This is a genomic window from Metallococcus carri, assembly GCF_011440275.1.
Taxonomy (GTDB): domain Bacteria; phylum Actinomycetota; class Actinomycetes; order Actinomycetales; family Dermatophilaceae; genus Metallococcus; species Metallococcus carri.
Window position 1 is genome coordinate 153,902 of record NZ_JAAOIV010000001.1, and the last position, 14,174, is coordinate 168,075.

General features: G+C 69.2%; 12 protein-coding genes. 4 read left to right on the forward strand and 8 right to left on the reverse strand.

Translation table 11 applies throughout. The features are described 5' to 3' along the window. Positions 1 to 3 precede the first annotated feature (3 nt). On the forward strand, positions 4 to 1,416 hold the full coding sequence (locus G9U51_RS00770) for an ATP-grasp domain-containing protein (protein ID WP_166191771.1): 1,413 nt from the start codon (positions 4 to 6) through the stop codon (positions 1,414 to 1,416). Positions 1,417 to 1,449: 33 nt separating this feature from the next. On the opposite strand, the gene G9U51_RS00775 is transcribed toward G9U51_RS00770, so the two are convergent. Next, positions 1,450 to 3,351 carry an acetate--CoA ligase gene (locus G9U51_RS00775; protein ID WP_166191774.1) on the reverse strand — a complete coding sequence of 634 codons (1,902 nt, stop codon included), beginning with the start codon at positions 3,349 to 3,351 and terminating at the stop codon, positions 1,450 to 1,452. A gap of 43 nt (positions 3,352 to 3,394) precedes the next feature. Between G9U51_RS00775 and G9U51_RS00780 the strand changes: the two genes are divergently transcribed. Then, a complete protein-coding gene (locus G9U51_RS00780) occupies positions 3,395 to 4,645 on the forward strand; it encodes an MFS transporter (protein WP_166191777.1) in 1,251 nt (416 codons plus the stop codon). Position 4,646: 1 nt separating this feature from the next. Here the strand turns inward: G9U51_RS00780 and G9U51_RS00785 are convergent, their stop codons facing one another. Next, positions 4,647 to 5,819, reverse strand: a complete 1,173-nt coding sequence (locus tag G9U51_RS00785; protein WP_166191780.1) for an AAA family ATPase — start codon at positions 5,817 to 5,819, stop codon at positions 4,647 to 4,649. A gap of 51 nt (positions 5,820 to 5,870) precedes the next feature. Between G9U51_RS00785 and G9U51_RS00790 the strand changes: the two genes are divergently transcribed. Then, positions 5,871 to 6,983, forward strand: coding sequence for an LOG family protein (locus G9U51_RS00790; protein ID WP_166191783.1), 1,113 nt, complete (start codon positions 5,871 to 5,873; stop codon positions 6,981 to 6,983). A 250-nt stretch (positions 6,984 to 7,233) separates the two neighbouring features. On the opposite strand, the gene rlmN is transcribed toward G9U51_RS00790, so the two are convergent. From rlmN to pyrH, 4 genes are read right to left on the reverse strand one after another with little or no spacing between them, the layout of a single operon-like run. Continuing rightward, entirely contained in the window at positions 7,234 to 8,397 is a 1,164-nt protein-coding gene (gene rlmN, locus G9U51_RS00795) for a 23S rRNA (adenine(2503)-C(2))-methyltransferase RlmN (protein WP_166191786.1), read from the reverse strand. Between the two features lie 7 nt (positions 8,398 to 8,404). Beyond that, positions 8,405 to 9,292, reverse strand: a complete 888-nt coding sequence (locus tag G9U51_RS00800) for a phosphatidate cytidylyltransferase (RefSeq protein ID WP_166191789.1) — start codon at positions 9,290 to 9,292, stop codon at positions 8,405 to 8,407. A gap of 6 nt (positions 9,293 to 9,298) precedes the next feature. Further along, positions 9,299 to 9,865, reverse strand: coding sequence for a ribosome recycling factor (gene frr / locus G9U51_RS00805; RefSeq protein WP_166191792.1), 567 nt, complete (start codon positions 9,863 to 9,865; stop codon positions 9,299 to 9,301). 49 nt (positions 9,866 to 9,914) lie between these two features. Further along, the gene (pyrH, locus tag G9U51_RS00810; RefSeq protein WP_166191795.1) at positions 9,915 to 10,646 is read right to left on the reverse strand and encodes a UMP kinase; all 732 of its coding nucleotides are present in this window, start codon (positions 10,644 to 10,646) and stop codon (positions 9,915 to 9,917) included. Positions 10,647 to 10,828: 182 nt separating this feature from the next. Between pyrH and G9U51_RS00815 the strand changes: the two genes are divergently transcribed. Continuing rightward, a complete protein-coding gene (locus G9U51_RS00815) occupies positions 10,829 to 11,887 on the forward strand; it encodes an LGFP repeat-containing protein (RefSeq protein ID WP_166191798.1) in 1,059 nt (352 codons plus the stop codon). On the opposite strand, the gene G9U51_RS00820 is transcribed toward G9U51_RS00815, so the two are convergent. Further along, positions 11,806 to 12,978 (reverse strand): aminotransferase class V-fold PLP-dependent enzyme, encoded by a 1,173-nt coding sequence (locus tag G9U51_RS00820; protein ID WP_166191801.1) that lies wholly within the window; start codon positions 12,976 to 12,978, stop codon positions 11,806 to 11,808. The two genes, G9U51_RS00815 and G9U51_RS00820, sit on opposite strands and share 82 nt — an antisense overlap. Before the next feature lie 350 nt (positions 12,979 to 13,328). Next, positions 13,329 to 14,156, reverse strand: coding sequence for a translation elongation factor Ts (tsf, locus tag G9U51_RS00825; RefSeq protein ID WP_166191804.1), 828 nt, complete (start codon positions 14,154 to 14,156; stop codon positions 13,329 to 13,331). Positions 14,157 to 14,174 lie beyond the last annotated feature (18 nt).

Sequence of the window (14,174 nt, forward strand, 5' to 3'; positions counted from 1 at the left end):
CACGTGAACGGCAACCTTGCAGCGGACCTCAGGACGCTCAGCGAGTGGGCCCGAGACCAGCGGCGCGACCTGGTGCACGCCCGTCCGGTCATCATCGTCGCGCCCGTGCTGGCCGCGACCACCCGCCTGCTGCCCGGGCTGCAGGACGACGGCGCCGGCCCGATCCTGGTCGTGACCTGGGGTGACGGCACCGGCGAGCTGCCAGCCGAGGGGTCCGTCACGGTGGTGCGGGCCGGCTCGCTCGAAGCGCGGGATGTCGTGGACGAACTACAGGCGTGGTCCGCGCTGCTGACCGAGCCGCCGGCACGGGTGCGCACGGCTGTGGAGGCCCACGATCCCGAGCGCTCGGCGATCGTCCTGCTGTCAGTCCCGGCGCCTGCTGCGAGCTTCTGTGGGCGGCCGACCGTCGGCAACCGGTCGGCCGAGCAGGAGAAGCTCGAGGACAAGACGCTGAGCCGGCAGATCTGGTCGGGCGCCGGCATTGCACACGCGCCGGAGGAGGTCGTCGATGTCGACCGAAAAGCGTTGTGCGACAGCGCTGCTCGACTCGACCACGGCGCCGGGACAGTCTGGTCGGCGGACGCGTCACGTGGCGTCAATGGCGGCGCGGCCCGGGTGCGCTGGGTCCGCGATGTGACCGATGCCGCGCAGGTCGACGCGGCGATGGTGGTGCTGGACGGCAGTGACCGGGCCCGGGTGATGCCCTTCCTGGAGGGCGTCACCTGCAGCATCCACGGCATCGTCACCGACGACGGCGTCATTGTGCTGCGGCCGGTGGAGTTGGTGATGCTGCGCCCGGTCGGGTCCGGCACCTTCCGCCAGGCCGGCATCTCCTCGTGGTGGGATCCGTCGGTGGCTGAGCGCAATGAGATGCGCGCTGCCGCGCGCCACGTGGGTGACTATCTGTCCCGAGAGCACGGTTATCGCGGCGCCTTCGGCATCGACGGCATCCTCACCGCTGACGGCTTCCGCCCGCACGAACTCAACCCGAGGTTCTCCGGCGGCTTGTCCACCCTCGGCAGAGGTATGCCGGAGGTCCCGCTGGTCGACCTCGACCGGCAGGCCCGGCTGGGCGGCGGGTTGCCGTTGCCGGTGCAGCGCGTCGAGGCCGCGCTGGTGGCGGCGGCCGACGAGGCGCGGTTGGGCTCGGCATACCTGGCCACCTCGACGATCCGCCCGACAGAGACGCAGACGGTCTGCGTGACCGGCTCGGCCGACGAACTCACGCTCCAGCAGGACGGCGAGACGAGCGTCGGTGTGCTTGAGCTCGGCCCCGCGTCCCAGGGCGCGCTGGTGCGGTTCACCCCGCTGGCGCTCGCCCCCGGCGAACGCCTCGCGCCGTGGGCTCTGGCGGCCTACCGCCTGGCAGATCGCCTGTGGGACACCGGTTTTGGCGCGATGCACGCTCCCGCTTAGCGCGGCACGCTGGTCGCACTAACCGCGGAAGCGCTACGGGTGCAGGACGGGGCGGAGGTCGTTGAGCACCGAGGCGTCCTCGATCGTGCTGGGCACCAGCGCCTCGTCACCGTCGGCCAGCTGCCGCATCGTCTTGCGCAGGATCTTGCCCGAGCGCGTCTTGGGCAGAGCGGGCACGATGTCGACCTGCTGCAGCGTGGCGATCGCCCCGACCTGCTCGCGCACGACCGCGCCGAGCTCACTGCGCAGGGTGTCGAGCTGATCGTCGGTGAGGGTCGACCACTGCTCACCGGCCTTGAGCACCACCAATGCCCGCGGCACCTGCCCCTTGAGCTGGTCCCGGACGCCGATCACCGCGCACTCGGCCACGGCCGGGTGCGACGACAGCGCCGCCTCGATGCCACCGGTCGACAGCCGGTGGCCCGCGACATTGAGCACGTCGTCGGTGCGACCCAGCACGAAGACATAACCGTCGTCGTCGATGTAGCCGCCGTCCCCGGTCAGGTAGTAACCGTCGTAGGCCGACAGATATGACGAGACATACCGCTCGTCATCGCCCCACAAGGTGGGCAACGTCCCCGGTGGCAGCGGCAGCTTGATGCACACCGCGCCCTCGGTCCCGGGTGGACACTGCTCACCACGCTCGTCGAGCACGCGCACGTCATACCCGGGCGACGGCACGGTCGCCGAGCCGGGTTTGATCGGAAGTCGTTGCAGCCCAACGGGATTGATGGCGATCGGCCACCCGGTCTCGGTCTGCCACCAGTTGTCGACCACCGGCACGCCGAGCATGTCGGTGGCCCACTGCCAGGTGTCCGGGTCGAGCCGCTCGCCGGCCATGAAGAGCGTCTGCAGCGAGGAGGTGTCGTGCGCCTTGAGCAGCTCGCCGGACGGGTCCTCCTTCTTGATCGCCCGCAACGCGGTCGGCGCGGTGAACATGCCCCGCACCCGGTGCTGCTGCACGATCCGCCAGAAGGTCGACGCATCCGGTGTGCCGACCGGCTTGCCCTCGAAGAGCACCGTCGTGCAGCCGACGATGAGCGGTGCGTAGACGATATAGGAGTGGCCGACCACCCACCCGACGTCGGAGGCGGTGAACCACACATCGCCCGGCTGCATGCCGTAGAGGTGGGTCATCGAATACTGCAGCGCCACGGCATAGCCGCCGCTGTCGCGCACGATGCCCTTCGGCTTGCCCGTCGTGCCCGAGGTGTAGAGCACATAGAGGGGGTCGGTCGCGGCGACCGGCACGCAACCGGCCGGTTCGACGGCGCCGGGCCGCATCGCGGTCGCCCAGTCGACATCCCGCTCCCCCATCTCGGCCTCGACTTGCGGACGCTGCACGACCAGGACTCGGTCCGGCTTGTGTCGCGCCCGCTCGATCGCCTCGTCGACCATCGGCTTGTAGGGGATGACGCGCGTGCGCTCCACGCCCCCGGACGCCGTCACCACGACCGTCGGTCGCGCGTCGTCGATCCGGGCGGCGAGCTCAGCCGGCGCGAACCCGCCGAAGACGACCGAGTGCACCGCACCGATGCGCGCGCAGGCCAGCATGGTGATGACGGCCTCGGGGATCATCGGCAGGTAGACGACGACCCGATCCCCTTGTCGCACACCAAGATCGCGCAGCACTCCCGCCGCGCGACCGACCAACTCGAGCAGCTCGGCATACGTGAAGGTCGTGACGGTGTCGGTGACCGGGCTGTCGTAGATCAGCGCCGGCTGATCGGCCCGCCCAGCGATCACATGCCGGTCGAGCGCGTTGAAACAGACGTTGAGGCGCGCATCGGGGAACCAGCGGTAGAACGGCGGCCGGCTGTCGTCGAGCGCCCGCTTGGGCGGGTTGATCCAGTTGATCGCCTTCGCCGCATCCAGCCAGAACCGCTCGGGGTCGGATCTGCTCAGGTCGTATGCCGCCCGGTACGCGTTCGTCATACCTCCCCATCCAAGCACCGCGAGCATGCGGTAGGCAGTTGCCATGACGATCGACCGCGAGCAGTTGCAGCGCCGCACCGTGCGCACCCTCGTCGCCTCCCAGGTCTGCGGTGGGGTGGGCGTCGCCAGCGGCATCGCCGTGATGGCGTTGCTGGCGCTGCGGCTGTCCGGCTCGGAAACCCTCTCCGGCCTCGGCACGACGGCGCAGGTGCTCGGCGGCGCGCTCATCACCGTGCCGGTCGCCGCTCTGTCGGCCCGCCGGGGCCGCCGCGCCGGGCTCAGCCTCGGGTATGCGCTCGCCGTCCTGGGAGCGATCGTCATCGTGCTCGCGGCCGCCGCGAGGTCGTTCCCGCTGATGCTGCTCGGCGCCCTGCTCTTCGGCGGCGCGACGACTGCCAACAGCCAGGCGAGGTATGCCGGAGCCGACCTGGCCAGCGCGCAGCATCGCGGCCGCGACCTGTCGTTGGTGGTGTGGGCGGCCACTATCGGCTCGGTGCTCGGGCCCAATCTGGTCGGCCCGGGCGAATCGGTGGGCCGGGCGCTGCACCTGCCGCGCCTCACCGGCTCGTTCGTGCTCGCCACGCTCGGCTTCGTGCTGGCGCTCGTCGTGCTGACCCTGCTGCTGCGCCCCGACCCGCTGCTCGCCGCGCGCGAGCTCGACCGCGACCCGGCCGGCACGACCGCTCCCGCGGCCGACGGCTCGTTGCGCACCGGCATCCGGGCGGTGCTGTCCGACCGGCGAGCGCTGTGCGGGATGCTCACCACCGCCCTCGGGCACGCGGTAATGATCTCGGTGATGGTCATGACGCCGCTGCACATGGACCACGGCGGCGCCAGCCTGCGGCTCATCGGCCTGGTGATCAGCGGGCACATCCTCGGCATGTACGCCTTCTCCCCGGTCACCGGCTGGCTGGTCGACCGCTTCGGTGGCCCGGTCGTCGCCCTCGGTGCAGCGGCGATCCTGCTCAGCGGCGGCTTGCTCGCGGCCACCACCCAGGAGGGGATGTCCGCCCGACTCGCGGTCGCGCTCTTCCTCGTTGGCGTCGGCTGGTCCGGCACGCTTGTGTCCGGGTCGACGATGCTCACCAACGCCATACCGCTCGCGAAACGGCCTGCGGCACAAGGGTTTGCCGATCTCGCGATGGGTTTGGCGGGTGCCGCCGCGGGAGCAGGTGCAGGGGCGATCCTGCAGCACTCGGGCTTCGCGATGCTCGGCTACCTCGGAGCGGTCATCGCGATCTGCATCGCCGTCGCCGTGCTCGTGCTCGGTCGCACTCCCCGACCGAGCACCTAAATCAACGCTTGCCCCACTCCCAGCTCGGCGTCGTCAGCATGCCCATGCCCTCGACCCGCGTCTCACCGAGATCCTTGGCCAACTCGAACCGCACGGCCGACCCGTCGATCTCACCGTCGAACGGCTTCGCGCCGAGGTGGTCGACCAGTTCGCCCGCATGCGAGACGACGATGAGTTGGGTATGCCGGGCCACCCGGGTCATCAGCTCAGCGAGCGCCGGCAGCAGCGAAGGGTGGATCGAGCTCTCCGGCTCATTCAGCACCATCAGGCTCGGCCGGTGCACGCTGGTCAGCGCCGCCGCCCACAGGATGAAGCGCAGCGTGCCGTCGGACAGCTCGGACGCGCGCAGCGGCCGCAGCATTCCCGGCTGGTGCAGCACCAGCTCGAAGACGCCGTCACGCGAGACGACCTCCGGCCGCGAGCCGTCGAGCGCCTCGGCGATCGTCTCGGCGAAGTCGGTGTGCCCCGACTCGATCGTGGTCTGCACCGTTGCGGCGAGGTTGGCGCCATCACCCGCGAGCACTGGCGAGCGGGTGCCGACCTGCGGCAGCCGGGCGGGAGCCTCACTGTCGCAACGGAATCCGTCATAGAACCGCCATGACCGCAGCTGGCTGCGCACCGCGGCGAGCTCGGGCCAGCGTTCGTGATCGCTGAACTCGGTCAGCATGCTGCGGAAGCTCGGCAGCGCATCGGTGAGCTCCACCCAACCCGACTCCTCGCGGCACCGCGCGAGCCGCCGCGTCCGCTGCACCAGCGCGGTCGCCGGGCGCATCACCGCCCCGCTCCAGACCACCTCGCGCTTGATCTCGGGGTCCCGGTCGAAGAGCGAACTCGACGGCACCGGCAGCCCGAGGTCGATGAGATAGCCGAAATCGTCGGTCGCGCAGCCGAGCCGCAGGCTGATCCGCTCCTTGCGCATCGTGCCCTGCACCACGCCCTCCCGACGAGCGCCGGCGAGCGTCTCCGGCCCGGCCCACAGCACCGACTGCAGCCCGCCTTCCCGGGCGAGGGAGCCGATCACATCACCGGTGCCGCAGTCGGCGAGCAGCCGGAGCGCGCGGTAGAGCGAGGACTTGCCGGTGCCATTGGCGCCGGTCACCACGGTGAGCGGCGCGAGCGGCAGCACGACATCGCGCAGCGAGCGATAACCCGACACGGCGAGGGTGGTGATCACGTCGGCGACGTTATCGGGCCGGGCCGACAGCCCGCATGATGAACTGACCCCATGCCACCGATCGAGGTCGAGACCGCCGACCAGTTGCGCACCGTGCTCGCGTCCGGACGCAGCCTGCACGGCCTGCGCTTCCAGGATCTCGACCTGACCGTCTGTGAGAGCCAGTTGCTGGCCCGCGGCGACTTGCGTGGTCTGGTCGTCCTCGGCGGCCAGTGCTCGCAGCGGCTGGAGGTCCACCTGCGCAGCCACGGTGCGTTCGTCTTCGCCGAAGACCCGTCGCTGCCGATCGACACCTACCGGGCCCACCTTTACACCTACCGCGACCTGTATGCCGGGCTCCCCGACCGCGGCTATCCCACCACTCCGGACGCGCGCGCCTATGCGTGGTTCAAGGACCCCTCGGTGGCGCAGGACGCCTACATCACCCTGCAGCGTGCGATCCATGACGACGGCATCAGCGACGCCTTGCGCGAGTTCGCCGACGGACGACTGATCGTCGGCATCATGGGCGGTCACGCCGTCGCCCGCGGGACGACGGAGTATGCCGACACCGCTCGGCTCGCGCGCGACCTCGCCAACCGTGGCTTGGGGATCGCTACCGGTGGTGGGCCGGGGGCGATGGAAGCCGCCAATCTCGGTGCGCTGCAACGCGATTCGGCCCAGCTCGACCTTGCCCTCACCGAGCTGGCAAAGGTTCCGGACTTCCGGCCGAGCATCGACGCCTGGGCCAAGGTCGCCTGGCAGCTGCGCGATCGATGGGGCGACGCGGTCGACGAGGCCGCCTCACTCGGCATACCGACCTGGTTCTACGGGCACGAGCCGCCCAACCTGTTCGCCGGAATGATCGCGAAGTTCTTCAGCAACGCCCTGCGCGAGGATCTGCTGCTGCAGGTGTGCACCGGCGGCATCATCGTGATGCCCGGCGCGGCCGGCACGGTGCAGGAGATCTTCCAGGCGGTGACCCCGCGCTATTACGCATCGCCCGATGTCCCGCTGTCGCCGCTGGTGCTGGTCGGCCGGCGCCAGTGGACGACCGACGTGCCGGTCTGGCCGGCGCTGCAGGCCCTCGGTCAAGGCTCCCCGCTCGGCCCGGTGGTGCACCTCGTCGACTCACCGGCCGAAGCAATCGCGGTGATCGCTCAGGCGGTTGAGGCCGCCAGCTGATGTCTCCAGGCGATGCCGCCAATCCGGACACCTAGCCCAGCACCAAGCAATGACATCAGGGAACGCTAGGAGCGGCTCTTCATGGCGATCATGGTGGACATAGGTCGGCCGCGCATGAGGCGGCAGCGATGACAACAGCCGACGGTCGTATCGCTCCATCGTGACGTCGCGATCGAACACCAAATGCGCGTCGGTGGCGTCGATCCGTGCAAGAAGCGACTTGAGCTCACGCCGACGGACGACGTAAGGATCAGGCGGTCGAGGCCGCCAGCTGACCGCAGGCCCCGTCGATGTCCGAGCCGCGGGTGTCGCGGATCGTCGTCGGTATGCCGTGCGCCCGCAGCCGCTCCACGAACTGCTGCTCGACCCCGGTGCGGGAGGCGGTCCACTTCGACCCTGGGGTCGGGTTGAGCGGGATCGGGTTGACGTGCACCCAACCCTTGCCACGCTGAACCAGCTTGTCCCCCAACAGGTCCGCTCGCCACGCCTGGTCGTTGATGTCGCGGATCAGGGCGTATTCGATCGACACCCGGCGACCGGTCGCGTCGAAATAGCGGCGGGCGGCATCGAGCGCCTCGTCGACCTTCCAGCGGGTGTTGATCGGCACCAGCTCGTCGCGCAATTCGTCGTCCGGGGCGTGCAGGCTGAGCGCCAGGGTCACCGGGATGCCCTCGGCTGCGAGCTTGTCGATCGCCGGCACCAGCCCGACCGTCGACATCGTCAGGCCGCGAGCGCTCATGCCCAGGCCGGAGGGCACCGGGTCGACCATCCGGCGGATCGCATTGACCGCCTGCCGGTAGTTCGCGAGCGCCTCGCCCATGCCCATGAACACGACATTGGACACGCGCAAGGCCTGGTCGCCGTCCTCGCCGCCGCCACCGGCGAGGGCACCATCACGCAGCATCCGTCCGCCGGCGACGACCTGCGCCACGATCTCGGCAGTCGTCAGATTGCGGGTCAGACCCTCCTGCCCGGTGGCGCAGAACGGGCAGTTCATCCCACAACCCGCCTGACTGGAGATGCACATCGTCACCCGGCCGGGGTAGCGCATCAGCACCGACTCCACGAGAACTCCGTCGAACAACCGCCAGACCTGCTTGATCGTGCGTCCGTCGTCGGCCTGCACCGAGCGCACCGGCGTGAGCAACTGCGGCAGCAGCGCACCGACCAGTTCCTCGCGGCCGTCCTTGGGCAGGTCGGTCATCGCCGCGGGCTCGTCGACCAGATGCTGGAAGTAATGGGTCGAGAGTTGCTTGGCCCGAAAACCCTTGTGCCCCAAGGCTTCCACTGCTGCCTTGCGGCCCGCGTCGTCCAGATCGGCGAGATGCTGCGGGGGCTTCCCGCGCCGCGGCGCGGCGAAGGTCAGCTGCCCCGGGGCGGGACGTAGCGCGGGTTCGGGCAGATCAGTCGGCATGCAGCACCTAAGACACGGGAACGAACGGAGTGAGCACGGCCCACACCACCGGCACCGCGATGACGAGTGAGTCGAGCCGGTCCATGATCCCACCGTGGCCGGGGATGAGGTTGGACATGTCCTTGATCCCCAGGTCGCGCTTGAGCATCGACTCACACAGGTCGCCGATCGTCGCGGCCACGACAACCAGCACACCGAGGATCGCACCGACCCACCACCGGCCCTGCAGCAGGTAGTGCACCGTGAGCGCGCCGCCGACGACGGTGAACAGCACCGAGCCGGCGAAACCCTCCCAGGACTTCTTGGGCGACACCGTCGGAGCCATCGGATGGCGGCCAGCGACGACGCCCACGGCATACCCGCCGATGTCCGAACAGACCGTGACGACCACGAAGGTGACCACCCGCCAGGGCCCGTCGTCGGCCTGCAACAACAGCATCGCGAAGGACACCAGCGCGGGCACATAGAGCGTGATGAACGCGCCGCCGGCGACATCCGCGGCGGCATCGCGCGGATCACCGAGCGAACGCCACGCGAGGATCGCCAGCACGACCAGCAGGACCGCCGGTGCCAGCGCCTCTGCACCGAAGAAATAGGCGACGGGCGGCACCACGGCGGCACCGGCCAGGGTCGGCACCGCGGGCGGGGTGATATCGCGTTCGCCCAGGGCGCGCAGGAACTCCCAGGCGCCGATCACCGAGGCGATCGTCGCGACGACGACGAACAACTCTTTGCGCCAGAACAGCGAGCCGACGATGATCAGCCCGAGCAGCGCGCCGGTGCCGATCGCGGCATACAGATTGCGTCCCGCCCGCGGCGTGGGGTTGATCGCCACCGGACGGGCCGCCCGCTGCGCCCGGCGCTCGCCGCGGGTGGGGGTGCCCTCGGAGGTCATCGAGCCTCAGACCTCGAGGAGTTCGGCTTCCTTGTGCTTGAGCAGCACGTCCACGGCGTCGACATACTTCTTGGTCGTCGACTCCAGGTCCTTCTCCGCGCGGCTGCCCTCGTCCTCGCCGACGTCGCCGTCCTTGACGGCCTTGTCGATGTCTTCCTTGGCCTTGCGGCGGATGTTGCGGACCGAGACGCGGGCCTCCTCGGCCTTGCTGCGGGCCATCTTGATGTAGTCCTTGCGGCGCTCCTCGGTGAGCTGCGGCAGGACGACCCGGATGACATTGCCGTCGTTGCTCGGGTTGACCCCGAGATCGGACTCGCGCAGCGACTTCTCGATCGCCGACATGGACGACTTGTCGAAGGGCGCGATCAGGATCATCCGCGCCTCGGGCGTCTGGAAGGACGCGAGCTGCTGCAGCGGGGTCGGCGCACCGTAGTAGTCGACCAGCAGCTTGTTGAACATGGCGGCATTGGCCCGGCCGGTGCGGATCGCCCCGAAGTCCTCCTTGGCGACCTCGACGGCCTTCTCCATCTTCTCCTCGGCCTCGAGCAGGCTCTCTTCGATGCTGCCGTCCATGGGGTGTCGACTCCTCGTTCGTGACGTGACGATGTGGTCAGTGGCGCCGTCAGGGCGCGGTGACCAATGTGCCGATCCTCTCACCCCGCAGGGCCCGGGTGATATTCCCCTCGCCCTCCATGCCGAAGACCAGCATGTCGAGCTTGTTCTCCTGGCACAGGCTGAAGGCCGCGGCATCGACGATGCGGATGTTGTTGGCGAGCGCCTCGGCGAAGGTGAGTTCGTCGTATTTGGTCGCCGAGGGGTCCTGCTTCGGATCGGCCGAGTAGACCCCGTCGACGCCGCTCTTGGCGATGAGCAGCCGGTCGCATTTGGTCTCCAGGGCGCGCTGGGCGCTGACGGTGTCGGTGGAGAAGAACGGCATACCGGCTCCGGCACCGAAGATGACCACGCGCCCCTTCTCCAGGTGACGTATGGCGCGGCGCGGGATATACGGCTCGGCGACCTGGCCCATCGTGATCGCGGTCTGCACGCGGGTGTCAATGCCGTCCTTCTCCAGGAAGTCCTGCAGCGCAAGGCAATTCATCACCGTGCCGAGCATGCCCATGTAGTCGGCGCGGGTGCGGTCCATGCCGCGCTGCTGCAGCTCGGCGCCGCGGAAGAAGTTGCCACCGCCGATCACGACGCCGACCTGCACTCCGTCGCGCACGGCATCGGCGATCTGCCCCGCGATGGCGCGCACCGTGTCCGGTGATACGCCGATGCTGCCGCCACCGAAGACTTCGCCGGAGAGCTTCAACAGGACTCGGGTCTGATGGCCGCGGCTGGGCTGCTCGGTCATGGGGGCTCCTCGCGTCGGGGTCGGGCGCATCCTTCCACACCCAGCCCGGACTTCCCTGACGAGGTTGCCTGCTGGGCCCAACGCTGGCACAGTGGTCGCGCCTCAACTACCACATCTGCATCACCCGTCAAGTCTCGCCGCGGCGTGTCGCCGCCTGAGGTCCCCCGTCTCCAGGAGTTGCCGTGCGCCGAACCGGTCTGCTCACCGCCACCGTCGTTGCTCTCACCGCCGCTGGCAGCTCGCCGGCCTTCGCCGATCCCGGCCACGCCAGTGCCTACAACGCCAACGGCATCCGCACCGCCGGAGCCAGCGTGCTTGCCTGCTACACCTACCCGACCACCCGCGACATCAACGTCACCCGGCGCATGTACGCGATCGCCGACGCCCGCAATGTGTCCCAGAAGGTCATGCTCGGCATGTTCGAGGCCGGCTGGGTGGAGTCCTGGCTGAACAACCTCGACTGCGGCGACGCCGACTCGATCGGCATCTTCCAGATGCGCCCGTCGATGGGCTGGGGCACCTACGAGCAATTGCGCAATGTCGACTACCAGGTCAACAAGTGGATCGACGTCGCGCTGCCCCTGGAAAGCAAGGCGTCCACCCCTGGCACCCTCGCCCAGATGGTGGAGCGGTCGGCATACCCCTATCGCTACGACCAGGCGCAGGCGACCGCGCAGAAGTACATCAACGAGGCGATCCTGCCCTACGGCACGATCGGTGACCTGTGGACCCGCAGCGGCGGGGCGAGCGGCAGCTACGGCAGCCCGCTGGCGGTGCAGGCGGCCTACACCGCGACCTCGCAGTGGGTGCCCTTCGCCAAGGGCGCGATCATCAGCAGCAGCCGCGGCACCTACGGCATCGCCGGCCAGATGTACTCGGTCTACAACACCGCAGGTGGAAAGTCCCGGTTCGGCTATCCGGTCTGGGAGACCCGGACCGGTATGACGAGCCCGTTCGGCACGACCGGTCTCAAGCAGGGCTTCGTCCCCGGCCGATTGTTCTGGTCGAGCAAGACCGGCGCCCATGTCATCAAGTGGGCGATGACCCCGACCTTCGACTCCCTGGGTGGCGAGGCCAAACTCGGCTACCCGACGACCGAGACCAATGTCAGCGTGGACGGCACGGTCGTGCAGCGGTTCGAGAAGTCGATCGTGACGCGCTACAAGGACGGCCGCGTCGTCGTGACGGCCAATCGGGTCATGTCGGCCGGGCCGGTGAGCGCGTCGCCCAACCTGCGGTAGTCCTCGGGCTCGGTGTAGAGCTGACCGGCGAACCGGATCAGCGACCGCTCGCCGAAGAACATCGGCGGGCACTCGATGCCCTGGTCGCTCAACTGCTCGTAGCGCTGCTGCCGGTTGTCCTGGGTGACCCAGCCCGGCGGCAGTTCGACCACGCGCATCGTGGGCGCCGTGCGACGTGGCCAGTCCGCTGGGTGCTCGGGCGCACCAAGATCCCGCAGGCGCGCCGAGAGCTCGATCGCCGCGTCGGCGAGCATCCGCCGGGACCGTTCGGCGATCGCCAGGCCACCGTGCTCGGCCCAGAAGTCCAGCCCGGCCGGGATCGCGAGGAAGGGTGTGAAGTCGACCGTGCCGGGGAACTCGAAGCTCGCCGGAAAGCCCTCCTCGGCAGTCCAGCTGGTGACCGCCGGGCGCACCCGATCGCGCCAATCCGCGGCAACCCAGAAGGCTCCGGTGCCGCGCGGGGTGTAACACCACTTGTGCAGATTCGTCGCCCAGAAGGTCGCGCCGGACCCCTCGATGTCGACCTGCGTGGTGCCGGCCGCGTGCGCCGCATCGACGTAGACCGGCACGGGAGCGACCGCCTCGGCGACGGCTCGGGTCGGCAGCCGGATCGCCGTGGGCGAGGTGATGTCGTCGATGCACACGAGCCTGGTCCGCTCGCCGACCGCGGCGGAGAACGCCGCCACGATTTCCTCGTCGGTCGCGTCCAGATCGAAGCTCACCGTGCGCACGGTCGCACCGCGCGCTCGCACCGCCCAGGCGACCGTCGGGTAACCGTGCTCGCTCACCACCACCTCGTCCCCTTCGCGTATGCCGACCGCCTCGACGACCGCTCCGAACGCCTCGGAAACGTTGCGCACCAACGCAATTGCGCCATCGGGCACACCGACGAAATCGGCCACGCGGGCGCGGACGGCGACGAGTTCGGCATACACCGGTCCGCGCATGAAGCGCAGCGGGTTGCGTTCGATCCGGTCCGACCAAGTTCGCTGAACCGCACGCACCGACCGGGGCACCGCACCGAAGGCGCCGTGGTTGAGGTGGACGCGGTCAGGGTCGACGTCAAACAGCTCGACATACTCGCGGCGCATGCGCCCATCCTGCCGAAACCAACCCCGCAGGTATGACGAAGGGCCGGTCACCGCGAACGATGACCGGCCCTTCAACAGAGGTGTTACACGCCGTGTCTTCTGGCGTCTTCCTCACACTCCGCTCCGGCCGCCGACTCGCTCCGCTCGCCGACAACCTTCGCTGCGTGTTTCGTCAGACGCCACACCTTCTGACGTCTTCCTCACACTCCGCTCCGGCCGCCGACTCGCTCCGCTCGCCGACAACCTCCGCTGCGTGTTTCGTCAGACGCCACACCTTCTGGCGTCTTCCTCACACTCCGCTCCGGCCGCCGACTCGCTCCGCTCGCCGACAACCTTCGCTGCGTGTTTCGTCAGACGCCGACCTTGAAGCGCGCGAAACCCGTCACCGTCAAACCCGCCTCTTCGGCGACCTTGGCGACGGTCTTCTTGGCGTCCTTGGCGAACGGCTGCTCCAGCAGCACGTTCTCCTTGAAGTAACCGTTGACGCGACCCTCGATGATCTTGGGCAGCGCCTGCTCGGGCTTGCCCTCCTCGCGAGCGGTCGCCTCGGCGACGCGGCGCTCGTTGGCCACGGTGTCCTCGTCGATGTCCTCGCGGTTCAGCACCGAGGGGCTGAACGCGGCGATGTGCATCGCGATGTCACGCGCGGTCTGGGCGTCGTCACCGGTCACGGCCACCAGCACGCCGATCTGCGCGGGCAGGTCGGGGCTGGTCTTGTGCAGATAGGACACGACGGTGTCGCCCTCGAGCCGTGCGACGCGGTTGACGACGATCTTCTCGCCGATCGTCGCGTTGGCGTCGTCGAGCATCGCCTGCACCGTCTGGCCGTCCAGGTCGGACTCCAGCAGCGCCGGGGCGTCGGCCGCCTTGGTGGCCACCGCCTGCTCCAGCACCCGGTCGGCCAGCGCGATGAACTTCTCGCCCTTGGCGACGAAGTCGGTCTCGCACAAGACCTCGACCAGCGTGCCCACGCCACCATCGGCCTTGGCCGCGACCAGGCCGTTCTCGGTGGTGCGGCCCTCGCGCTTGGTGACGCCCTTCAGGCCCTTGACCCGCAGGATCTCGGTGGCCTTGGCCTGGTCGCCGTCGGCCTCATCGAGCGCCTTCTTGACGTCGAGCATGCCGGCGCCGGTGGACTCCCGCAGCGCCTTGATGTCAGCGGCGGTGTAGTTCGCCATACGGTATTTCGCTCCTTC

Excerpts from the sequence above, each read along its gene's own strand:
- G9U51_RS00800 (WP_166191789.1), bottom strand. The coding sequence starts at position 9,292 with ATGACCTCCGAGGGCACCCCCACCCGCGGCGAGCGCCGGGCGCAGCGG.
- frr (WP_166191792.1), bottom strand. The coding sequence starts at position 9,865 with ATGGACGGCAGCATCGAAGAGAGCCTGCTCGAGGCCGAGGAGAAGATG.
- G9U51_RS00790 (WP_166191783.1), top strand. The coding sequence starts at position 5,871 with ATGCCACCGATCGAGGTCGAGACCGCCGACCAGTTGCGCACCGTGCTC.
- pyrH (WP_166191795.1), bottom strand. The coding sequence starts at position 10,646 with ATGACCGAGCAGCCCAGCCGCGGCCATCAGACCCGAGTCCTGTTGAAG.
- G9U51_RS00820 (WP_166191801.1), bottom strand. The coding sequence starts at position 12,978 with ATGCGCCGCGAGTATGTCGAGCTGTTTGACGTCGACCCTGACCGCGTC.
- rlmN (WP_166191786.1), bottom strand. The coding sequence starts at position 8,397 with ATGCCGACTGATCTGCCCGAACCCGCGCTACGTCCCGCCCCGGGGCAG.
- G9U51_RS00775 (WP_166191774.1), bottom strand. The coding sequence starts at position 3,351 with ATGACGAACGCGTACCGGGCGGCATACGACCTGAGCAGATCCGACCCC.
- G9U51_RS00780 (WP_166191777.1), top strand. The coding sequence starts at position 3,395 with ATGACGATCGACCGCGAGCAGTTGCAGCGCCGCACCGTGCGCACCCTC.
- tsf (WP_166191804.1), bottom strand. The coding sequence starts at position 14,156 with ATGGCGAACTACACCGCCGCTGACATCAAGGCGCTGCGGGAGTCCACC.